Origin of the sequence: Paenibacillus sp. FSL H3-0310 (genome assembly GCF_038002785.1) — a bacterium.
In the GTDB taxonomy this organism is placed as follows: domain Bacteria; phylum Bacillota; class Bacilli; order Paenibacillales; family Paenibacillaceae; genus Paenibacillus_AQ; species Paenibacillus_AQ odorifer.
Window position 1 is genome coordinate 1 of the sequence record NZ_JBBODC010000002.1, and the last position, 22,893, is coordinate 22,893.

15 protein-coding genes and 1 riboswitch are annotated in these 22,893 nt (G+C 45.0%); of the genes, 1 reads left to right on the top strand and 14 read right to left on the bottom strand.

Annotated features, from left to right (window positions below; all coding sequences use genetic code 11):
• Positions 1-578 precede the first annotated feature (578 nt).
• The 10 genes from MHH63_RS19590 to qoxA form a co-directional block, all read right to left on the bottom strand.
• A complete protein-coding gene (locus MHH63_RS19590) occupies positions 579-767 on the bottom strand; it encodes a hypothetical protein (protein WP_341172015.1) in 189 nt (62 codons plus the stop codon).
• A 167-nt stretch (positions 768-934) separates the two neighbouring features.
• Positions 935-1,456 (bottom strand): mismatch-specific DNA-glycosylase, encoded by a 522-nt coding sequence (locus tag MHH63_RS19595; RefSeq protein WP_076129577.1) that lies wholly within the window; start codon positions 1,454-1,456, stop codon positions 935-937.
• Between the two features lie 34 nt (positions 1,457-1,490).
• Complete coding sequence (locus MHH63_RS19600) at positions 1,491-2,048, bottom strand: RNA 2'-phosphotransferase (protein WP_248547927.1); 558 nt, start codon at positions 2,046-2,048, stop codon at positions 1,491-1,493.
• Between the two features lie 354 nt (positions 2,049-2,402).
• A complete protein-coding gene (locus tag MHH63_RS19605; RefSeq protein WP_143766481.1) occupies positions 2,403-4,445 on the bottom strand; it encodes a hypothetical protein in 2,043 nt (680 codons plus the stop codon).
• Complete coding sequence (locus MHH63_RS19610; protein WP_076302831.1) at positions 4,399-5,301, bottom strand: ABC transporter ATP-binding protein; 903 nt, start codon at positions 5,299-5,301, stop codon at positions 4,399-4,401. The genes MHH63_RS19605 and MHH63_RS19610 overlap by 47 nt, the downstream gene beginning before the upstream one ends.
• Entirely contained in the window at positions 5,294-5,683 is a 390-nt protein-coding gene (locus tag MHH63_RS19615) for a GntR family transcriptional regulator (protein ID WP_076129581.1), read from the bottom strand. The genes MHH63_RS19610 and MHH63_RS19615 overlap by 8 nt, the downstream gene beginning before the upstream one ends.
• A 1,129-nt stretch (positions 5,684-6,812) precedes the next feature.
• Complete coding sequence (qoxD, locus tag MHH63_RS19620) at positions 6,813-7,103, bottom strand: cytochrome aa3 quinol oxidase subunit IV (protein ID WP_036680878.1); 291 nt, start codon at positions 7,101-7,103, stop codon at positions 6,813-6,815.
• Between the two features lie 4 nt (positions 7,104-7,107).
• Entirely contained in the window at positions 7,108-7,704 is a 597-nt protein-coding gene (qoxC, locus tag MHH63_RS19625) for a cytochrome aa3 quinol oxidase subunit III (protein WP_042124373.1), read from the bottom strand.
• Positions 7,701-9,644: a cytochrome aa3 quinol oxidase subunit I gene (gene qoxB, locus MHH63_RS19630; protein ID WP_076129582.1), complete on the bottom strand. Its 1,944-nt coding sequence runs from the start codon at positions 9,642-9,644 to the stop codon at positions 7,701-7,703. The genes qoxC and qoxB overlap by 4 nt, the downstream gene beginning before the upstream one ends.
• Positions 9,645-9,682: 38 nt before the next feature.
• The gene (gene qoxA, locus MHH63_RS19635) at positions 9,683-10,702 is read right to left on the bottom strand and encodes a cytochrome aa3 quinol oxidase subunit II (protein ID WP_036680822.1); all 1,020 of its coding nucleotides are present in this window, start codon (positions 10,700-10,702) and stop codon (positions 9,683-9,685) included.
• Between the two features lie 487 nt (positions 10,703-11,189).
• Here qoxA and MHH63_RS19640 point away from each other — a divergent pair, with 487 nt between their 5' ends.
• Complete coding sequence (locus tag MHH63_RS19640; protein ID WP_076129583.1) at positions 11,190-12,326, top strand: polysaccharide deacetylase; 1,137 nt, start codon at positions 11,190-11,192, stop codon at positions 12,324-12,326.
• A gap of 1,315 nt (positions 12,327-13,641) precedes the next feature.
• On the opposite strand, the gene MHH63_RS19645 is transcribed toward MHH63_RS19640, so the two are convergent.
• The 4 genes from MHH63_RS19645 to MHH63_RS19660 all read right to left on the bottom strand — a co-directional run bounded on the left by MHH63_RS19645 (position 13,642) and on the right by MHH63_RS19660 (position 22,871).
• Positions 13,642-15,348 (bottom strand): methyl-accepting chemotaxis protein, encoded by a 1,707-nt coding sequence (locus tag MHH63_RS19645; protein ID WP_076276826.1) that lies wholly within the window; start codon positions 15,346-15,348, stop codon positions 13,642-13,644.
• Positions 15,349-15,550: 202 nt separating this feature from the next.
• Positions 15,551-18,115, bottom strand: coding sequence for a DUF4430 domain-containing protein (locus MHH63_RS19650; RefSeq protein ID WP_076308975.1), 2,565 nt, complete (start codon positions 18,113-18,115; stop codon positions 15,551-15,553).
• A 170-nt stretch (positions 18,116-18,285) separates the two neighbouring features.
• Positions 18,286-18,488: riboswitch (cobalamin riboswitch) on the bottom strand.
• A 127-nt stretch (positions 18,489-18,615) separates the two neighbouring features.
• Positions 18,616-21,612: a GAP1-N2 domain-containing protein gene (locus MHH63_RS19655; RefSeq protein ID WP_076308976.1), complete on the bottom strand. Its 2,997-nt coding sequence runs from the start codon at positions 21,610-21,612 to the stop codon at positions 18,616-18,618.
• Positions 21,609-22,871 carry a hypothetical protein gene (locus tag MHH63_RS19660; protein WP_076129587.1) on the bottom strand — a complete coding sequence of 421 codons (1,263 nt, stop codon included), beginning with the start codon at positions 22,869-22,871 and terminating at the stop codon, positions 21,609-21,611. Before MHH63_RS19660 ends, MHH63_RS19655 begins: the two co-directional genes overlap by 4 nt.
• Positions 22,872-22,893: the final 22 nt, after the last annotated feature.

Consider the following 22,893-nt stretch of genomic DNA (forward strand, 5'->3'; position numbering starts at 1 on the left):
CCAGAGACGCTATCTACCCAAAATGGACTCATATTCAGTCTATTTCCACCCAATAGCTGCATTGGTGTCCGATAGCGCACAAATTAGAGTGATTTGTTACTTTTAGCGACTCCTGTGTCCTTTAGCTACATTTGCAGCGTTACTGCTCAGTCTTTCTAACCTACACTCTGCTGCTAGTGGGAAGAGTTACGATCTACGGGATCTGCGGGGTCTACGGATTTACGGATTTACGGAGATCCATGGCCAATTCCCCAGCTTTTACTCTTACGGACTCAGGCGCCGTTATTCGTGGATTTTCGGCCATTTAGTGGTGTTTCGGACTCCAGAAACGCTATCTACTCAAAATGGACTCATAATCAGTCAATTTCCACCCAATAGCTGCATTGGAGTCCGATAGCACACAAATTAGAGTGACTTGTTACTTTTAGCGACTCCTGTGTCCTTTAGCTCCATTTGCAGCGTTACTGCTCAGTCTTTCTATCCTACATTCTGCCGCTGGTTAAAACAGTCGCAATCTACGGGATCTGCGGGATCTACGGGATCTGCGGGATCTACGGGATCTGCGGGATCTGCGGGATCTACGGAGATCTGCGGTGATCTACGGGATCTACGGGATCTGCGGGATCTGCGGGATCTGCGGGATCTGCGGGATCTGCGGGATCTGCGGGATCTACAGAGATCCACAGCGATCCACAGTGATTCACAGCGAACTCTCCAGCCTTTATCCTTACGGACTCAGGCGCCGTTATTCGTGGATTTTCGGCCATTCAGTGGTGTTTTCGGACTCCAAAGACGCTATCTACCCAAAATGGACTCATATTCAGTCTATTTCCACCCAATAGCTGCATCGGAGTCCGATAGCACGCAAATTAGAGTGATTTGTTACTTTTAGCGACTCCTGTGTCCTTTAGCACCCTAACTCCAAATACATCAATCACCCATCGTTCTCTTGCGTAAACTCGGCTAATCTGCGATAAATCCCAACTATCTCTTCCATCGGCATTCTAACTAATCCGCTAGAAGAGGGTGCAACAAATTCACGGACACCATCTACCTTTGGAGGCACGTCCCCTTGAAATCCCCAGTTAGCTTTTGTTCTGCGGCTAAACTCTGTATACACACCCTTACCTACAAAACAGGCGACTTGAGGCCGATATTTCTCCAGCTTGGAGCGAAGCATTTCCCGACCCTCCTGGTATTCTTCACGAGTAATATCGTCGATTCCCCGTGTGGGACGGGCAACAATATTTGTAAACCCATAGCCCAGCTTAAGCAAGTCCCCATCCTCAGACGCATCATACAACCGGGGAGTAAGTCCAGACTGATGTAATATTCTCCAGAAATTATTCCGCGGATTCGCGTAATGATGTCCTACCTCGCCAGAACGGATACTAGGATTGAATCCAATAAATACAATCTGTAATCCGTGATCTAAGTGATCTGGAATTTCATCCATGTTATTATGCCTCCTGACCAAACGTCGATCTAGTTCAACTTACGGGGTACACCTTAAGACAGGAAGGCGGTATATGACCTGCCAACCATACCTTATTACCCGCCTTATAAAAGGTTACACCCATTTGACCCGCTCTAATCGTATCAACGGTTAACAATATCAATTTCCCTCTGCGACTTCCGGCTAAACTGGCAAAATGAGTCCCTTCAGACAAATGAACATACTGCCGTCCCATCGATTGGAGCCCCTCCTCCAAAATCACAGAAAGCACACCAGAATGAGTTCCGTGAAAAAGTATAGCAGGCGGAGTCCCCGGCTCATAAGTGATTTTTGTGTGGCTATGCCCGTACCGGGCTTTGATCCGGTCATCAACGATTTCCAATCGTTGCTTGTCGCAACCTGCAACCACTTGCCGAATATCTCCCACAGTCACCTCTGACCATCTAGGAGTGCTTACAATAACAAACAGTAAATCATCCAACCTACAGGAACCATCCTCTGGATCCAAAATAAGACCATATTGCTCCGGGGTATGCCGAAGCAGCTTAGTCATAAATTTACTTAACGACACTTCCGCTGTATTGCTTAACATTATATTTTCACCTCAATTTTTCCTATTTATATTATTCTACAGTAAAGGATCTCTTCGAAGCAGATTCCAGAGGCATTACAGCAATCACACATCCATGTATTACCTCTTACTATGCAAAAAAGACCATGGACTCTATCGTCCATGGTCGGGCTTCACCTAAATACAAAACTCCTTACCAGTTAATACAGCGATGTTATTTTACCGGAACGAATATACTGGTTCAGAGGCTGACCTAAAAGTTCCATTTCATCCTTCTCCTATCTCCAAAAGCATAATCCAACTATCCAGTTTATGTCAACCAGTAGTCTTTTATCTGTAATCTTTTACTTACCTTATTCTAAACTTATTCTTAACTTATTTCAGCAATGCTTTCAATTCAGGCGTCATATCCGATTCTTTTAACATTACGAAATCGCTATAACCCTCTTTGTACATCAACTTCACAATGTAGTTGCCATTCTCAACACCATAATGGAAATGATGGTCCAAAATATCTGTTAATAATGTCTTATCCTTCGTAACAGCCGTACGATTCTTTTCGCGTGCAAGCGCTACTCTTTGTTCAGGACTAGTAGGGTTCTTAGGTGTTTGCTCGTCCATATAATCATCTTTTATAATCTCTGCCGATTGGATATCTTCAGCTGTTATTTGTATTTTATCGGCATAACCTTTTTCGTTCATCCACTTTTCAAGCTCATGGAAAGAAGATTTCCATGGATAATTATAACCATAACTTGAAGAAACTTGATTGCTGTCCTCTTTTGCCTTTACCTCTATTTGGATATTAGCCACATCAGGTATTCCATCCTTATCTATCTGTACTTCGTAGGACATATTCAAAATTTCGCGTTTGATAATCTCCTTTAGCTCTAAAATTTCCCCGGGATCAGAGATCGCTACTTTTTTATTCCTGTTAGTAACCCACATATAATCCAGGTCTTTGTCTAAGAGAGCTAAATTATACTTTTCATACTTGTAAGCTTCGGTATCCTTAACCGCCTTGAGCTCTGATTCAAACCCCTTATTAGGGATCCAGTATTCCCTCACTAGCTTGTGACCATTCTCCAATTGATAAGCCAGAGTAAAATATTCATAAACGTATTGTTGTGAGGTAAGTTCTGGACGTACCGCAACTACCGCTTGATGGAGTTTACGGACAGCTTCTATATAATCTTTATCATCGGAAAAAGGGTTCTGCCCCATGTAGGGTGTAGTGTACAAATCATCCGTTGGGGCATACAACCGGTAGTTAGCTCCCATATATACACCGCTAATCTTATCACCGGAAGGCACTCTGGCTTCATACCCCGTAACACTTGATACCGGGATATACAGAAGTAACCCTATCATTACCGCATAAACTGCAAACTCAGCTACCATTTTACGCGTCATAATCTGCCATGTTTTCCGAACAATCATTTCTGCGGCAACATAACCAATAATGGCTCCGATGGCATATCCACCAATCACCCAGCCCATTTGCTGTTGCTTCATTTGCGCAAAATAATTACCGGCAATAAGCATGGCACATAACATAACCCCTGCTTTAAACAGTGGGTTGAAATATCCAAAGGCAATAGCCTGACCCGCTTTTTCCGTATTACGTTTACGGTATAACAGGTACGACAACCCGATAAATAGAAGTGCCAATACCCCATAAATCCATAATTCTGTATTGGTGAAGGGTTTGCCGGTAAAATAATACACGATATGAACAAAAGGAGACCATATCTGCGAAATAGAATCACGCAAGTTAGAGTTTGCATTTGCATATCCATAAAGATACATAGCTAAATGGCTGTGGATTAATGAGATCAGTACAGCAGGAAGAATAAGCAAAATATAAATGATAATTCCCTGAAGAATAGATTGGCCCGTACATATTCCCACAAAAACACTAAAGCAAAAGAGGAACAAAGTCAGAATACTAACTGTAATACACCATTGCCAAATATCTGCGCCTTGAAAAATATAAAAATTACCACTCCACGGCTTAACAACGGCAACCACCCCAGCAGTTAACCAAACAGGCAGCAATAGTAAGGTAAGTCCACTCGTCAGATGAGCTGTAAATATATGCTCTCTGCGTAAAGGCAGGCTATGCCAAAGATCTGCAGGTGATTTTGCCTGAAGGTATCGGAATAAGAATAGTCCTGCGGCAACTGGGATCGTAATGATAAACAAGGCTTGCACACTACCAGCTATGCGAAATAAATGATCAACTTCCTGCGGTTTTGCATCCGGATTGCTGCTCATGAAGAGCTGTAATGGAAGTGCAAATAATAAGCCGAGTGCATATATAATCCCTATCCAGCCATGCTGGCGGAAGTTCTGGCGAAAAATACTGCTATTAAAGTAGTAATGGCTGCGCATCATATCCGACATCCCCCATTTCATAAATAAAGATCTCTTCTAACGTTAATGGAAGCAAATCGAATACGTATGGCTCGTACACCTGAAAAGCCGCTTTGATCCGTTCACGATCCCCTTTTACAATATATAGGTTCACACTTCCCCGGCGCTCTTGATGCAGAACTTGTAACTTGGCAGCTAACGGAATCTCATGCCGTTCATCTCGGAACACCACTTGAATCTTATGTGTATCCGCCTTAAGATCATCCAGATCCTTCTCAATCAACATCTTCCCACCATGCATAATCCCGACATGATCGCACAGATCTTCAATCTCACGAAGGTTATGGGAAGAAATGATTACCGTCAACTCGCGTTCAGCAACCTCCTGAAATAGCAGGTTTTTGATCTGACGCCGCATCACCGGATCTAATCCGTCAATCGGTTCATCCATAATCAGCACATCCGGCATACAGCTTAAACATAACCAAAATGACGCTTGCCGCTGCATCCCTTTGGAGAAACGACTGAGTTTGCGTTTTTTATCGAGCTGAAATACGGTTCCCAAATCTTCAAAACGCTTCTGATTCCAGCTCGGATAAATCGAGCGATAGAAGGCCGCCATTTGCAGCATGGTGGATTGTGGGAAAAAGTAAGGAGCATCCGGCATAAAAATAACCCGTTGCTTAGTCGTCGGGTGTTCGAATACCGCTTCACCATCCACCCGCACGGTCCCCTTATCTGGAGAGTAGATGCCCGCCAATGTTTTGAGCAGCGTAGTTTTACCCGCGCCATTAGAGCCGAGCAGCCCATAAATTGTTCCTTTATGTACCGTTAAAGAGATATCGTCGACTGCCTTCTCGCCTTGAAATAACTTGCTGACTCCCCGAATCTCAATCATCACTCTTCCCTCCTTCTCTTTGCTTCTCCACTTGTTGGTACAAAGAACTAATCTCAGCTGCGGTGAACCCAAGGTATACCGCCTCCGCCATCAGCCTCAGCAACTCGTTCCGGACTTCCGCTTTTTTGATCGCATTTTGTTCTTTTTTCACTGGGGCTACAAAACTTCCTTTCCCCTGTAATGAATAGATATATCCCTCACGTTCCAATTCACGGTAAGCCTTCTGAATCGTATTGGGATTCACGGTTAGCTGCTGGGATAAAGTCCTTACAGAAGGTAGCTGTTCATCCGTCTGCAAAATACCATGCAGAATCATCTCCTTGACCTTATCGGTCAGCTGCTCATAAATCGGCTTCCGACTACGAACGTCCAGTTCGAACATAACCTTCCTCCTTCCACTATCTTGCATTAAATCCATTATGATGTGTACTAACTGTACTACTATTATTAATACAGTTTTATTTATATGTCAACAAAAACATCCCCAATATTTTCCTTCGGGATTTATCTATTCCTTGCTATTAATCAAAATTACGTCCGATCGCGCCGAGCCAATCTCGTCCACAGTAGTTTTAGGACCCTGATGACGCTGATTTCTGCTTATAAGGTCATCTGAGTCCGATTGCGCCAAGCTAGCCTTGTCTCCCGGGGCTTTCGGACCCAGATGACGCTATTCGCACATTTTCCGCCTTTTGAGCGAAGTTTCGGACTCCACTGCAGCTATTGCCTAGTAAGGCGCTCATTTTGGGCGTTTCACACACCAATAGCGGCTTTGGGGTCCGTTACAAATCCAAATGATGCTGATTTCCGCTTATAAGGTCATCTGAGTCCGATCGCGCCGAGCCCCCTTATCCCCGCTAGCTTTCGGACCCAGATGACGCTATTCGCACATTTTCCGCCTTTTGAGCGAAGTTTCGGACTCCAGTGCAACTATTGCCTAGAAAGGCGCTCATTTTGGGCGTTTTACACACCAATAGCGGCTTTGGGGTCCGTTACAACTCCAAATGACGCTGTTTCCCGCTTTTAAGATCATCTGAGTCCGATCGCGCCAAGCCGACCTTGTCTCACGGGGCTTTCGGACTCAAACGCTGCTGTTTCTAGCTTATAAGGTCATCTGAGTCCGATCGTGCCGAGCCATCCTCATCCCCCGTAGCTTTCGGACTCCAGTGCAGCTATTGCCTAAAAAGACGCACATTTCCGGGCATTTTTCACACCAATAGCGACTTTGGGGTCCGTTACAACTCCAAACGCCGCTGTTTCCCGCTTTTAAGCTCCTCTGAGTCCGATCGCACCGAGCCAACCTCATCCCCCGTAGCTTTCGGACTCAAATGACGCTATTCGCACATTTTCCGCCTATTGAGCGAAGTTTTGAGTCCCGTGCAGCCATTGCCTAGTAAGGCACTTTTTTCCGGGCATCCGCTACAACTAACCTCCGAAATAAACGCAAAAAAAGAGACGTCCCTAAGCCATTTTGGCTTTAGAGACGTCCCTTTGAGTATTAGTGACTGTAATTAAGCATACCAGCCCCATACGAAGATGAAGAGCGTACCGAATATCGTAACTAGACCAACGAATAAGGCATAGGCGATATTGATGTAAAGTTCTTTCTTGGTATCTGCTGATTCACCAATATGCATGAACAGGAAGAGCTGCAAGGAAGCCTGAATGAGGGCTGTAACAAGCAGGATAGCCATGTTCGCAGTGTTGGATAGATCAAGGTAGATTACAGCAAGTGCAGCCACAGAAAGGACAAGAGAGGCTAAGAAACCCATCACATGGCGAATTGGAAACAATTGCTTCATCATGCTACATCAGTCCTTTCAGATAGACGAAGCTGAAAATAAAGATCCAGACAACGTCCAAGAAATGCCAGTACAGCGAGAAGATAAAGGATTTATTGGCCGTAGCCGGATTAATACCTTGACGCTTCAACTGGATTAGAATAGCCGCACCCCACAGGAACCCGAACGATACGTGAGCTCCGTGTGTTCCCAGCAGTACAAAAAGACTGGATAGGAAACCACTGGTTTGAAGTGTAGCCCCTTCGTGAACATAAGTGACAAACTCCGTGATTTCAATACCAAGGAAGCCGAGACCCATTAGAAGGGTTAGTCCGAAAAAGACCATCATGGCTTTTTGGTAACCATGCCGCATGGCATGAACTGCAAGACCAATCGTGAACGAACTTGTCAGCAGCAGCAATGTTTCGATCATTACTGGACCAATTTCGAAAAGATCCGGCCCGCTAGGGCCGCTGGCAAAACGATCTACCATTACAAAATAAACAGTGAACAACGTAGCGAACAGTGCAATCTCCGCTCCTAGAAAAACCCAGAAGCCAAAGATTTTATTACTATTCTCTTCTGTTGAGTATTCAAGCGGCTTAGACGCATCTATTTTCATACTGTCTCACCCCGCAATTTCTTTTCAGTAGCAATAACTTCTTCTGCTGGGATGTAGAATCCGTGATCCCGATCAAAGGACATAGCAGCTAGAACAATGAGGATACCTACTCCAGAGAGGATCGCTGGAATCCAAAGACTGAAGACCAGAGAGAACCCTGCAATGAAGAAGATAACACCCAGAACAAATGGTTTTCCTGTGTTGCTAGGCATATGAATCTTAGTAATCTTATCTTCAAAAAGCGGTACTTTATCTTGTTTAGCAGACCAGTAAGCATCGCGTGTTTTTACATTTGGAACCACTGCGAAGTTGTAAGCTGGAATCGGGCTTTTCGTTGCCCATTCCAAAGTACGTGCATCCCACGGATCTCCATCAGTATCTCTTGGTTCGTAACGAGTACTCCAGTAAATGTTATAAACCAGGATTACAAATCCAATAGCGAGACCGATCGCACCTACGAATGAGACCATACTCAGCGGGCCAAATCCGGTATCCGCAGAATAGGTGTATTGTCGGCGGGTCATACCCTTAAGTCCGAGAATAAACAGCGGGAAGAACGATACGTTAAAGGAAATGATAATCCACCAGAAGGCATGCTTGCCAAGACGTTCATTCAGACGGAAACCGAATACTTTAGGGAACCAGTAATGGAACCCTGCGATAACGGCGAAGACCGCACCCGGAATAAGAACGTAGTGGAAATGGGCAACCAGGAACATCGTATTATGGTACTGGTAATCGGCACTGGCCATAGCCAACATGACACCTGTTACCCCACCAATCGTAAAGATCGGAATAAAGGCCAGGGTGTATAGCATAGGTGTCGTAAAGGTTATTCGCCCTTTTCGTAAGGTAAATAGCCAGTTAAATATTTTCACACCTGTTGGTACGGCAATGGCCATGGTTGTAATCGAGAAGAAGCTGTTAACCATAGCACCTTGACCCATTGTATAGAAATGGTGAGCCCATACTAGGAAGGACAAGAGGGAAATGATCAACATACTGAATACCATGGATGTATATCCATACAGGTTCTTTTTAGAGAAGGTGGCGATAATTTCACTATAAATACCGAATGCCGGTAAGACAACGATATATACTTCAGGGTGACCCCATACCCAGAACAGGTTGGCCCATAACATATCCATACCGCCATTGGCCATCGTGAAGAATTGAGAGCCGAACAACCGGTCGAACATCATCAACGCGAGTGCAACCGTAAGCACAGGGAATGCGAATACGATAATTACGTTGGTGATCAATACGGACCAAGTAAACATCGGCATTTTCATCAACTTCATGCCTGGTGCACGCATTTTCAGAATCGTTACAATAAAGTTAACGCCTGTGAGGAGCGTACCAATACCTGAAATTTGTAGTGCGAGCGAGTAATAGTTATTACCCACCGTTGGACTGAACTCTAGACTTGCTAGCGGGAAATATGCGGACCAACCAGCATCTGGCGATCCCCCGATAACAAACGAAATGTTAAGCAGCATAGCTCCAAAGAAGAAGAGCCAGAAGCTGACAGCATTCAGACGCGGGAAGGCAACGTCTCTAGCACCGATTTGCAGCGGAACGATAACATTCATCAGACCGATAATAAACGGCATGGCCATAAAAAGGATCATAATCAAGCCGTGTGTTGTAAATACCTCGTTGTAATGCTGTGCGTCAAGAAATTTCATGTCCGGGGCTGCTGTTTGCAGCTTCATCATAATAGCGTCAACGCCGCCGCGGAAAAGCATAAGCAATGCAGCGAGGATATACATAATCCCAATACGTTTGTGGTCAACAGTAGTCAACCATTCGCGCCATAAATATCCCCATTTTTTAAAATAGGTCAGGCCGACGATAATCCCGATTGTAGCCAGAACAATACTTGCCATAGCTCCGTATATCAGGGGTTCGCCGTGGACCTTAAATTTATCCCAATCCATTAGGAATCGCTCCTTTCAAGTTGTTCAATTAACATTGACTAGTGTCCGTCATGTGTTGTGCTCTCTTCTAATGGAGAACTAGGTGTCGGCTCATCCAGTTCTGGATTAGGCTCGGTGTTGAATTCCGTCTCGCTGGATGGTGCTGGAGTCGGGTGAATTTCTTTATTATCCTGATGCTCCATACTTCCGTTATCCGTATCCATTTCAGTGCCACCATTACTCATATGGTCACCATGGCTTCCCGGAGGCGGGCTAAAGGATAAGTGAGTATTCGTATACGTTTTACGTCCGACATGTTCCATTTCCAAAAGACCTTTAAATTCATCTTCCGTCAGTGGACCCGCCGTTTCTTTAACGTCTTTCACCCATTCCTGATAGTCCTTATCTGTCATCGCAAGTGTTTCAAACTCCATGTGGGCAAAACCCTTACCATTAAAGTTCGCATTTCTTCCGACATAAGAACCTACAGTATCAGCTGAAAGATGCAAGGTTGTGATCATGTCGCTCATCGCGTATTTTTGTCCTCCCAATTGTGGGATCCAAAGACTTGAGATCGTACCGAAAGAATACAGTCTGAACTCTACAGCGCGGTGAACTGGAATGTTAACGTAGTTTACTGTTTCGATACCTTCTTCTGGGTAGCTGAAATGCCATTTCCAGTTAGAGGAGGAAGCATAAATTACAAGCGGTTTCTGATCTTTATAATCCGCTGCAACATTTTCTACATCTACTGTTGTTTTGACGGTGACTACGGAGAGGAATGCCACGATAATAATCGGAATGGTAATCCAGATAGCCTCCAGCCATTTGTTTCCTTCCTCGTGAGGAGGAATATAATCTTCGTTGCTTTTTTTAGCACGGTATTTCAAAAGCACAAAGACATATAAGATGTAGACAACTGCCAGAACGCCGAGCATCATAACAATGGAGAGAATGATCGTGTCAGATAAAGTTCTTGCAGCCGGCCCCTTCGGATTCAGAACAGCGATTGAACTGCATCCTGGCAAGAGTAAAATTAGGCTGAGAAATAAAGCGTATAACGGTCCCTTTTTGTTCATGCTTAAGCTCCTTCCTTCAATACTTCTTTTATTAACCCTCAACATTAACCTTAATATATAGTAAGAATTTATGGGGAAGAAAGCAAAAGACTTATTTTTCCATTTAGTCTAAAAAAGACCTTAATAATGGCGAACAAGTTAAATATGTGTGATCAATTTGTTACAAGTTTCTAATAGTATGATAAAGATCACTGTAACGGCGCTGTTTATGGGTTGAAAAATTCCGTTCAAACTTTGTTCAATAGTTTACTAAAGTTGCTAATTTAGACACATCTATTCTGCGCAAAACGGGGTGATTTTAACCATTTTTTGTTGATGCGCCAGTATTTAGCCGGAGTCGCGTGCTTTTTATGATTGTGGTTGAAATCACAGTTAACTTCTAAAAGGTAACAAATTATTCTGCTGGGGGTTACAATCTCTCAAATTTCATTCTATCAATGTATGATAAGGTAATAGACAAATATACATAGATAGGAGATTTTTGACGATGTCTTTAAAGAAAGTATGGCTATTATTAATCGTATTATTCATTGGTTCCGGATCAATACGAGCGATAGATTCAGTGAATGCAGCAGGTGCAGGCTCCCTTAGGTTAGGTGTGAACGATAAGTTAACAACTATTGAAGCAGTTTCGGTAAAAGATACCTATTACGTTCCTCTACGTGATCTATCACAGGAACTTAAGTTAACGCTAACTGGAGTGAGCGATGGGATAAAAGTTACAGGTCAGAACAGATCAATCAAACTGCTGAATGATCATGCAACAGCTACTCTAGGCGATGGAAAGACCATATCCATGAGTACATTTTTGAAAAACGGAAAAACAATGGTTCCACTGAAATTGACCTCTTATCTTGGTTTTGGAATTTCTTTTAAAGCAGATCAATATTTATTGCGTGTAAAAGATGGCTCGGCTACATTAGATGATGCAACATTTGTAAGTAAGTTTAAAAAGGAATTGAAGCCAACCGCAACTCCTGGAACTTCTACGCCAACTGTTGGGAAGCAAGGTAAGACCGTATACCTCACCTTTGATGATGGGCCAACGGCTACAACTTCTACATTGCTTGATATTTTGGCAAAATATGATGCGAAGGCAACTTTTTTCATGATCGGACCGAATATGAACCAGCATACTGCGCAAGTGAAACGGATTGCGAATGAAGGGCATGGTCTCGCATTGCATGGAATGACGCACCGGAAAGAGAAGTTTTATGCTTCACCTGCGGCTGCGCTGGGAGAGATGGATAACGATAATGCCATTTTGAAAAAGATTACAGGTCAAAGCACTACACTGATTCGTCCTCCTTATGGAAGCAAGCCTTATTTCACAAAGGCCTTTAGAGATAAAGTGCTGGCTCAAGGTTATCATCTGTGGGATTGGAACGTGGACTCAGAGGATTGGAAATACAAGGATGCTAGTACAACGATCTATAATTCGGTAATGAATCAGGTTCATAAGCTGCAGAAATCGCAGACCAATCCAGTGATTCTGATGCATGATCAAAAAGCTACACTTAAAGTACTTCCGCGTATCTTAGAGTCATTGAAAAAAGAAGGCTATACATTCCACGTCATTAGCTCAGATCTGAAACCTCTGAATTTCTGGAAGGATACACGCTGAGTTTTTTTGAAAAAATCAAGAGGGAATCCCAACAGCTGTGAACTAGCTGTTGGGATTCCCTCTTTTTTCAGGTCTTGAACTAAACACTAATTTTTGTTTAATCCGATCACATTCATGCTCCCGAGTTTTTCTATCGGACCCAGATGACCTTAATTGCTGGATTTGCCTCTGTTTCGGGTGCTATCGGACCACATAGCCGCTATTGGTGCAAAAAACACCAGTTATCAGTGTTTTCCACACCAGCTGCACTGGAGTCCGAAACTTTGCTACAAGGGCGATAAATGGGCAAATAGCGGCTGCTGTGTCCTAAACTTCGCTCCTATGGCGACAAATATGCGAATAGCGGCTACTGTGTAGTCCGAAACTCCACTCCCAAGCCACTAAATGAGCGAATGGCGTCTGCTGTGTCCGATAGCCTATGGGGATGAGTATGGGCCCACGCTATCGGACGCAGATGACCTTAATTGCTGGATTTAGCTATATTTCAGATGCTATCGGACCTCATAGCCGCTATTGGTGCAAAAAACACCAGTTATCAGTGTTTTCCACACCAATAGCTGCATTGGAGTCCGAAACTTTGCTCCTATGGCGATAATTGGGCAAATAGCGGCTACTGAGTCCGATAGCATATGGGGATGAGTATGAGCCCACGCTATCGGACTCAGATGACCTTAATTGCTGGATTTAGCTATATTTCGGATGCTATCGGACCTCATAGCCGCTATTGGTGCAAAAAACACCAGTTATCAGCGTTTTCCACACCAATAGCTGCACTGGTGTCCGAAACTTCGCTACAAAGGCGATAAATGGGCGAATAGCGGCTACTGAGTCCGATAGCATATGGGGATGGGTATGAGCCCACGCATCGGACCCAGATGACCTTAAACTGGGGAATATCAAGTAGACAGTGTGTTTGAAAAACTAGAGATCAGCCGGGAACACTAGGGGTACGGGGTACGAGCATACCGATCATCTCCAAGGTTTTTATTGTTTCCACGCCTCCGTCTTACCACTAGTGTCGCTGGAGATCACATAGCATATGTTTGCCCGCAACCTGCTGGGACCAGCCTACGTCTATACGCTCCTGAGCTACTGCTACTGAGATCAACTTACATCTCTCCCCCCTTGACCTGCTGAGACCAACTTACATCTCTCCCCCCTGACCTACTGAGACCAGCTTACATCCCTCCCCCTTGACCAACTGAGATCAGTTGGCTCGCACTTGCTCCCAATCTGCTATAACCACAAACAGCAGAGCAGCGATCTCCGTTACTGGAGAACCGCTGCTCTGCTGGTTTTAACAATATTATGAAGCCTATAGTTTGAAGCTGGACAATGTCTTTTGCAAATCTTCTGCGAGCACCGCTAAATACTGAGCTGAAGCCGACATTTCCTCCATTGCGGATAGTTGCTCCTGACTCGCTGCACTTGTGTCCTGAACACCTTCTGCACCTTTACTAGATATAACGTTGACCTGTTCCATAGCTGCTGCCACACCTTGTGATTCCATGGCTACATGAGCAACCGCTTCTCTAATCTCCGCTGTCTGTAAGGTAGCTTCTTTAATGGAAGTCTGAATCTCATGAAAAGCTTGAGATACCAGATGACTTTGAACTACGCCATTGGTGACTAGCTCAGTACCCAAAGCCATGGATTCTACTGCGCTTTCGGTTTGCTTTTGGATATGTGTAATAATATCTGTAACCCGCAAAGAACTATTTCTAGTTGCTTCCGCCAGATTACGAATTTCTCCAGCAACTACAGCAAATCCCCGTCCATGCTCACCGGCCCGTGCTGCTTCTATAGAAGCGTTGAGCGCAAGCAGATTCGTCTGTGTAGCAATACCGTTAATCGTTGTAATAATTGTATTAATCTCTTGTGACAATGTCCCCAGATTAGAAACAATCTCCTGACTCTGAGTTACACTGAGGTCAATTTCCTTCATCTGCACAATGATTTGGTCTACAGCCTCTACTCCACGATCCGATGAACCGGAAACTACTCCCATAAGATCCGACATTTCATAGCTGCTGCCCTCTACGGCTGCAATATCATTGGTCATTGCTTTTATAGAACGTGTTGTACTGTTAATGCTCTCTGTCTGCTCATCAAATCCCGCAGCAATCTCTCCAGAAGATACAGCGATCATTTGTGAAGCCAATGAGGTCTGCTCAGCACTAGCGCTCATCTCTTCCGATGAAGCTGACAGCAGTTCTGCACTCTCTGCAATCCCTTGCATCATCTTCCGCAAGCCCTGCAGCATATTGTTAAATGAACTGTTAATTTGGCCGATCTCATCCTTGGCGGTATACGTTGCTACCACGGTCAAATCTCCATCTTCTGCCCGCTTCATTAGTCCTTGCAGTTCTTTAAGCGGTTTTGTTATCAGGCGAATGATTGCAATACTAATCAAGATACAAATCACCCAAGCGAAAGTAATCATTATGGTATTGTTTACACGCATGCTTTTAGCGGTTGCCATGGAACCTGAATTGTGTTCATCAGCATCTTTAAGCAAAGAATCACTAATTCCTTTAAGCAGGTTGATCATTTTTTCACGGGATTCGTTAAATTCGCCTGAAAATACTTTATAGGCCTCTTGATTATGATTACTATCAGCAATCTTTATAATGTTATCCCGCTGTGCACGATAATCTGGCAAAAAGGACTCATACTCTTTGATTTTACTTACAATAGCAGGATCATTATACTGAATCGCTTTCACCTTGTTCATAAGTTCATTATTATCTTGAACCTTCACTTGGATACTCTCAGAAAGTTCTTTGTTTTTGCTGGCATCAACGCTAATCAAACGCTCCAAAAGATAGGATTCAATAGCCCTATTATTCGTACGCATCTGCCCTACGTAAGAAACAGGCAATAAATTTTCATTATATGTCTCATTTGTCTTTTCGGCCATTTTGTTCATTGTGATGATGCCTATGCCCCCTACAGCATTCACCATAATTACTGCGAATACCAAAAGCAGCCCTATTTTGTATTTCACTTTCAAATTTTTCATCTACACTCCGCCTTCACATTATCTTATGATCTATCTATTTTTATCGGTCGGAAGGGCTAAGAGTTTGATGATTTTTAAAATATTGTGTCGAATAAAAGTATATATTGTCATAAAACGACTTTCCTCAAATAAAAAAGGGCGGGCACCCGATCCGCTATTACTCCGAATCCATGTGTGCCCGCCTAATCAAACTTCCTCTTCCTTATTCTCCAGAGGTATAGTACCAGTACAAAGTATCACCGTTCTGCAAAATATAACTGTCTGCACTGATGCTTGGATCCGCATCCCGGTTCGTTTTATACTTCCATCCGCTGCTTGGGCCTCCATCAAATTCAGCCAACCCGTCAATAGATTTCACGTAGATGCTTCCAGCGTTGCCGGATGATACTACCTTAGTCCCTAATTGACTGACTAGTAAGCTATAAGCCGTTTCGCCCTCTTTTAGAGCTACTGTTGTACTGGCTAGGATGGTTCCTCTCCGGCTATCTCCAATCACTGAGAGGGTAGCGGTAGCTTTTGCTGGAGCAATAACAGACGATCCGACAGTCAGAGACTGAGTATAACGCGCTACGCTCGGTACGCTATCTTTAGCATAACCGGTAACAGTTATTGTATAGCTATTTGCTGGGAGACCCCCATCAACAACAGCCACACCTTGTTCATTCGTGATTACCTTCTTATCACCAATCGAAACCTGCACACCTGCAGCTGGTGAGGTAACCGGATCAGAAGTGAAGCTTTCCTGATCCCACACCCACTTTTTCTGTGAAACCTTTACAGTAAAAGCTTCATTAGCTTTTGGCTGTGATGGGGTAAGCACCACAGCATCTACAACCTGTGTATTTTCTCCTGCATAATAGACAAGCACACGATCGGATTCCTGTAGTTCGAACGCATCCATACCCACACTTGGATATATCCACTCCCCGCCGCGTGATACCACGAAGCTCCACCATCCGTCGTAAGTACCTTGCGAAACTCCATGGATACCTGATACAAAGTTGCCATAAGACGATTTGGTGATATCCACTTTAAAATCATCGGTAGACCCTAGTTGTTGCAACGCTTCAAGGGCATTGGAGGCTTTCAAAGTCCCCTCACTAATCAACCCTTCCGGGCCTTCAACGGTTAGCGAAGCTGTTACATTCTTAGAAATCACTTTTAGAGCTTTTGTATATTTAGCAATCGTTGGGGCTTTGCCTTCACGGTAGCCAGTTACAGTCAGTGTATAGTCACCTGCGGGCATATTTCCTGAGAATACGGCCTCACCTTTAGCATTCGTCGTTACCGTCTGAGCTCCAATTTGGACCTGAACACCCGCAGCTTTTGCAGTTACAGGAGAGGAAGTGTTCGTAGCAGCGTCCCATTTCCACGTCTTACTAGTTACAGTGACGGTAAAGGAATCGCCCTCTTTAAGATTTGCTTTGGAAAGCGTAACGGAATCCACAAGCTTAGTGTCATCTCCGGCATAATAAATCAGTACCTGATCTGAATCTTTAAGTACAAAATCACTCATGCCTACATCGGGATTAATCCATTTTCCGTCACGTGATACAACATACATCCATCCGTCATAACCACCAAAGCTTCCAGCAGCAATACTTCCGATGCCAGTCACATAACTGCCCGAAGGATTTGTGATCGGCAAGTTCGTTTGAAGCGCCAGCTTCTCTAACGCTCCAAGTGCGTTGCCAGCATAGGCGTACCCTTGTGCCAACGTGGCCTGTGGTCCCTCAATCGTTACTGGAGCGTAGATGAGTGAGCTCTGAATGGAGGATTTGGAAAAATCGTATAGCTTACTGTTGCTTCCTTTATATAGCAAATTATAGGCAACCAGCGCCTGAAGCCCTTGCTCTGTCGCCAGAATATTACTGCTTCCACCACGGCTATGGGTGAAGCTACCATCAGCTAGACGATAGCTAAGCAGGTTCTCCATTAGATCCACTTTGTTTTTGGTGTATTCTAATCCACTAGGATCAACTCCGAAGGAGGTGAGTCCAAGGATTGCTTGTGCGCTACTTTCAGCACTGTCACCGTAACCCCCATGGCTATCTTGAGCTGTAGATAACCAAGCTACGGCTTGTAGCCCTGCTAAGTAGGCTTCGGGATTATTTTTATGTGCCGCCAGAGCCGTCAAGGTTATCGCTGTCATATCAGGCTCACTTGCACCTGAGGTTAGTGCAAAGCCCCCATCCGGATTCTGTTTGGAGAGAATCTCCGTAAGGAGCTTATCCGCCGTCCATTTCGCGTCACTTGGGATATTATATTTACCAGAATCCAGCGCAAGTAAAGCATATACCGGATTATTAAGCGTCTGTTCACTGAGCTTGCTATTATTATAGATTTTCTCAATCAGATTATAGCCAGGAGTCGTTCCGTTACCAGCAAAGCTAGTAGGATCTGCACCAATCGCTCTCACTGCGAGCACGATTCGAGCATAATCGGTTACATTGGTGAAATCGCCAGCTGCATCCTTTACTTTTTTCTCAAGCTCTGAAAGGTAACTAGCCGGCAGCTTGTACCCTGCTTGCGCTAATCCAATGGCTTGCCAATCCGATTGCACGCCACCTTTCAAGAGATATTCCGCAGCCGCATAAGTCGCATCCGCAACATTAATCCGCTCCGCGGCAGTTGCCTCCAGACCGGCGCCAGCGCCCGCTTCTGCAAATATTTGTCCCGCCGGAGCAAGAGATGTTCCTAGAATTGAAATGACCATGAATAAGGCCAGCCCAAGTGCTACAAACTTGGAAGACATGATTTTCTTCATTGTTTAACCTCTTTCTGTATAAGAATGGGTACTGCCGGGAATAAGACGCATAACATAAAGACCGCCCCTTTGGAGGGCGGTCAGGGAAGATTACAAATTGAGGCTGCGGCGCTTGCTTCCTGCCAACAGTCCATCTGTATATGTTCCACATTCTTACCCCACGAAGAATAGAAACGCTCACGAAAAAGGCAGGTCTCCTGGCTAATGCTTCATCGCTGTTCTTCACCTTCCCACCCTACCTTCGGGGCAGTGGCTTATAGAAGAAACGCTCCGCACATACAGTGGCGGGACCGCGCCGGACTCTTGCACCGGACTTCCCTTTTAAGCAGACGACTAGATTGATAGAGTCTGCACCTTTTCCAGTATGTAGTATCTTATTTTGACATCCATAATCATATCTATTAATACATAGCATGTCTATAGAAAAGCTTAGTATGGGCAGCAAAAAAATGAACAGCAATACGCCACCTTCCGGTAGTTATTGCTGTTCAGAAAGCTTGTTATTCGACTGTTCCATCCGGACTTGCAGTCGGGGAGGGTTCAGCACTTGAATCAGAAGCTGGTGGAATATTAGGATCGGGATCTACGATCAATGTAAATCTTCCGGCTTTGATCATACTTTTCTCTAGAATTGTCGCTCCAGACTCCAATGTAACCTCAACCTGATAGGAAGGTTGTTCACCTTCAGTCACAGCTGTTGCGGAAGGTAACCCAGTGCTGTTCTCAGTATCAGAGGAAGGCGTAGTGGACGGAGAAGCATCAGCTACAGCGTTAGTAGAGTCTGCACCTTCTGCTGTTCCTCCAGTAGTGCCAGCGGCATCTGACTCGTCAGCAGCGTTTCCCTCATCCGTCCCATCCGTTGACGGCACTGGACAAGTCCCATTTGTAGCAGCGACCTTAAAGCTTTTATCTATCTCTGTAGACGAAGACATTAAACTAACCTCAGTCGGTTTAAACTGCACACAGTCATCTGCACTTGCGAAGGTGAACACCAATATGCTGCTCCCCTTATCTCCTTCGACGCTCTGATCCTTCAAGTATACTGAAGCCGGAGGCAGCATATTGCCTGCACTCTGAACAGGGGTCGGCTCAGGGCTTGTCCCCGGCAGAGCCGTCTTCGTATCATCCGGACGCAGCATACTGAATACGATAATTGCAATAATCACCAGAATACCCGTAATGGAGCCGGAGATTAAGAGTCGAAATCGGCTGCGGCTGATCCAGCGCGCCAGCGGGGAAGCCAGTTGGGAGCGGGCTTCATTGTACACATTTTGCAGAGCAGGCCGAGCTGCCGCGACATAGTTCTTTCGGAATTCCCGATTCTTGAACGCTTCACGATCACTGCTCAGGAAATACTTCAGAATCGCCTTACGGTAACCCGGTTGCAGCTTTTTATTCGAAACCGTAAATAAAGGATTGCCTTGCGACCAAGCAAAAAACCGATAGATGATTTCTTTGTCGGAACCGGCTTTACGCTTTAACAGCTCCAGAAGCGCATCGTAATCCAGCGGACCCCCTTCACGCTGAGTTGTATAGTAAAAGGCTAGCGGAAGCCGTTCAAAGGGTTCCAGAACACGCGCCTCTTTTAGCAAACGACGACCCAGTAGCTGCACATCGTCTAGTTCCTGCGGAGACAATCCTGTAAAAATCTCCTCATTCGGCTTCTCTTCACCAAACCAGCGGTAAGCGGCACGCAGCGCATTCTCTTTCTGCTTGCTAATCCTATCCAGTGGCGGCTGCCAATCGACAACATTACCATACCGTAAAAAAACTACCTCCAGAAGCTCCTCCTGCGTCATATCAGAAAGCGATAAGCGGTTCAGTAAGAATCTATCTGCTGAAGCAGCAAGATCCTGCATTAGGGAGAGTGCCTTAGGAGCAACTCCTGTTCCTTTGCGGCGATCTTTTTCTGCCTTATCTACAATTTCATGAATTTCCGCCACAGAAGCCACCGGATCATGCTCCAGCTGGAGCTTTTCTAGCAAATAATCCTTCACAGCATTTTGAGCAAAAGACTGCTCTAACGCCACTGGCAGGAACCGCCCCCAATGGAGCACAAAGCTCAGAATATCCGCAGATCTGGACGCCGCAGCTAGTCTTGATTCCATATAAGGCTCAAGTAGCTGCTTACGGAAATAAGTTTCAGACATCACGCGCTGGAAGTAAGCTGCACTTAACTCATCATTACTCTCAATGATCCCGTAAGCAGCACTCAAAATATCCTTGCGGCCCGCTTCCACACTATGAAGCATCCCATTGATGAAATAATCCACGATTCTGACCCTGTAATTGTGATCCTTAAGTACAAAATACTCTTTAAAGCATTCCATAATCGCCGGATCTGGCACATTTCTTTGCCGAATCAGATCAAATTCCCGGTCAAACCGTTCTAAGAAAATATCATTCAAGCGGATTCTAGAATGAATTGCACCGTCTGGTTTAAGGTAAGAAAGCAAACCACTTAGCACCGCACTCTTGTTTTCCGTATATAAATGCTCGTTCCCTTGCTCAATCTCATAAAATATAGCCAGCTCATTATAGAAAGAAAGGGTTAGCTTGTGCTCAGGACTCTCTCCACGCAGAATCTGATCGGCGAAGCTTACGAAGTCGTTAATATCTCCTGGATTCAGCAGTAATAGCTTCCACACCAAATCAGCATAAGGCTGGCGGGTCTCGCCAAAATCGACATTCCCCATCCGTCCGGAAGCCAAATCAAAGGTATAATCCTTCTCAATACTGCGGTCACCGGGACGAAGTGAACCTTTTTCCACAAAGCTAAGATGTATATATTTACGGCTTTGCGGTTCATTCGCATAGGTAATCACGCCTAATCTACGGCGGAATTCATACGGCAGCACGCTATACAGAATTTCTGTAAGCTCCACCGCCCGCGCAGACAACTCGGTGATAGGTACGTTTAGAGCCACGTAGATTTTTTTCTTACCTGCTACAGAGAGCATCACAGCTTGCAATAACGCCTTGAATATCCCTTCATCAATCCCTAACAAGCGTAAGCCTGCGATTGGATCAGGGCTGCGGTCTGTGCGAACAACTGGAATAGAGGGCAGCTCCGGCAAGGTTCCACCAAGCTCTCCCGTATAACGCTCTGCAAAATCAGCATGCAGCCAGTCTCCATAGCTCTGCACAATTTCTTCGGAACGTGAAGCAGGAACTACATAGTTATGTGCAAAAAAAGCGCTTCGTTGGCCTGTGAAATCGGCCGCTTGATAACGACTAAGCCCAATAACTGTATCCCCGTTCTCAGCATGAAATAGGTGCAGCGCACCAGGATATGCAGCCTCATCCTTCTCTCCACGTGCGGTTAACTCCGCAGGAGCATCGTAGAGGCAGAAGGGATGAAGGATTTTTTTCACAAAATTATTGTCTAGACTATCTGATTTCGCTACCGTATCGAAGCCTTCTGTGGAACGAAACACTCCGCGACGTTCGCGGGTGTACATCTGTTGGGCGATTGTTGACCCTGAGAAAACATTCACGGGCCGTCGCTCCCCTCAATATACTTCAGCTTATGCAGCAGCCAAATAAAAGGCTCGTCTACACGAATCGGGCTTACTACACCCTCAATCTTTTGATTCACAGGATTGCTGCCCAACGCAGATACTGCAAAATAACCCGTATTCGCGAAATAAACATCCATCGTATCTTTAAAGGGTCTGTCCACCTTACCAATAAATCTGCGAATTTCCCCGTCGATATTATGGAACTCGTCCATATTTAATGTTTTGCGGTGAACATAGTTATTGAACACATTGCTGTTGGACTTGATGTAATCGCCATCCTCATCCTTCAGCGAATGCAGCATATCACTTTTGGCAAGCACAACCGCTGTTGGAATGTCTGTCTTACTCTTTTCCTGATAGGCAATAAAATCACCGAACATCGTCAGCACCACATCGCGCGGCTCGTCATATTGTGAGACCCATTCTCCCGGGCGGTCACCGATGTTAATATGAATCTTTTCACGGATAGAACGGATTTGCAGCGGATCGACCATAAACAAAATACCCGCAGAGTTCTTGATATGCTGACCATGAAGTCCAAGATAATCCTGATCCACCATACCCTCACCTGCTACATCAAAGAATACAAGTGTCAGTGGCGGTTTATTTTCATCCTTAAAGACAAATTGAAAGATAAAAGGCTCCTGCATTTTTTCCTTCTGTGTAGAAGCCAACAGATCTCCACGCTCAAAAAGCGGTTCCTCATACAATGTACGGAACTTACGGCTAATCTCTGCATTAAGCGGCATACAAGCGGCATCAAAATGACCTGCTGTAGTATGCTGCAATGTGTGGATCAGCGAGGTCATATACACCGATTTCCCGACTTGGGATGCCCCGATAATCGAGATGATGTTACTTGGCACCTTCCCGGCAGTCACCGGCAGCTCATTATGGCAGGACGGGCAAAGCCGTCTGCGCGTAAGCACACCGTAACGATCCGTAAGCCCAGTTAACACATGATCCGTGTAATGATGATATTCTTCCGGAATATCCGCCGGGTTGATAATCGCTTCTATGTCATCTACCGTATCAAGCCCAAAGCGCTCACGGTATTTGTTCAAGGCGTCATCCTCACCCAATGCGTAATTTTCATCGTCCTCCCGGCTGTGCATAGCCCGAAAGACGACATCCTCCGGAGAGAACTTGGTGAAGCAATACGGACACACTATATCGTAAAAAAGCGGCCGCGGCTCCGGCTGATTCTTTTTCATAAAACGGCTAAAAAAAGACATCTACTCATCCTCCCAAAAGTTG

Excerpts from the sequence above, each read along its gene's own strand:
- MHH63_RS19645 (WP_076276826.1), bottom strand. The coding sequence starts at position 15,348 with ATGAAAAATTTGAAAGTGAAATACAAAATAGGGCTGCTTTTGGTATTC.
- MHH63_RS19595 (WP_076129577.1), bottom strand. The coding sequence starts at position 1,456 with ATGGATGAAATTCCAGATCACTTAGATCACGGATTACAGATTGTATTT.
- MHH63_RS19610 (WP_076302831.1), bottom strand. The coding sequence starts at position 5,301 with ATGATTGAGATTCGGGGAGTCAGCAAGTTATTTCAAGGCGAGAAGGCA.
- qoxA (WP_036680822.1), bottom strand. The coding sequence starts at position 10,702 with ATGAACAAAAAGGGACCGTTATACGCTTTATTTCTCAGCCTAATTTTA.
- MHH63_RS19605 (WP_143766481.1), bottom strand. The coding sequence starts at position 4,445 with ATGAAATGGGGGATGTCGGATATGATGCGCAGCCATTACTACTTTAAT.
- MHH63_RS19640 (WP_076129583.1), top strand. The coding sequence starts at position 11,190 with ATGTCTTTAAAGAAAGTATGGCTATTATTAATCGTATTATTCATTGGT.
- MHH63_RS19650 (WP_076308975.1), bottom strand. The coding sequence starts at position 18,115 with ATGAAGAAAATCATGTCTTCCAAGTTTGTAGCACTTGGGCTGGCCTTA.
- qoxC (WP_042124373.1), bottom strand. The coding sequence starts at position 7,704 with ATGAAAATAGATGCGTCTAAGCCGCTTGAATACTCAACAGAAGAGAAT.
- MHH63_RS19600 (WP_248547927.1), bottom strand. The coding sequence starts at position 2,048 with ATGTTAAGCAATACAGCGGAAGTGTCGTTAAGTAAATTTATGACTAAG.
- qoxD (WP_036680878.1), bottom strand. The coding sequence starts at position 7,103 with ATGAAGCAATTGTTTCCAATTCGCCATGTGATGGGTTTCTTAGCCTCT.
- MHH63_RS19615 (WP_076129581.1), bottom strand. The coding sequence starts at position 5,683 with ATGTTCGAACTGGACGTTCGTAGTCGGAAGCCGATTTATGAGCAGCTG.
- MHH63_RS19590 (WP_341172015.1), bottom strand. The coding sequence starts at position 767 with ATGGCCGAAAATCCACGAATAACGGCGCCTGAGTCCGTAAGGATAAAG.
- qoxB (WP_076129582.1), bottom strand. The coding sequence starts at position 9,644 with ATGGATTGGGATAAATTTAAGGTCCACGGCGAACCCCTGATATACGGA.
- MHH63_RS19660 (WP_076129587.1), bottom strand. The coding sequence starts at position 22,871 with ATGTCTTTTTTTAGCCGTTTTATGAAAAAGAATCAGCCGGAGCCGCGG.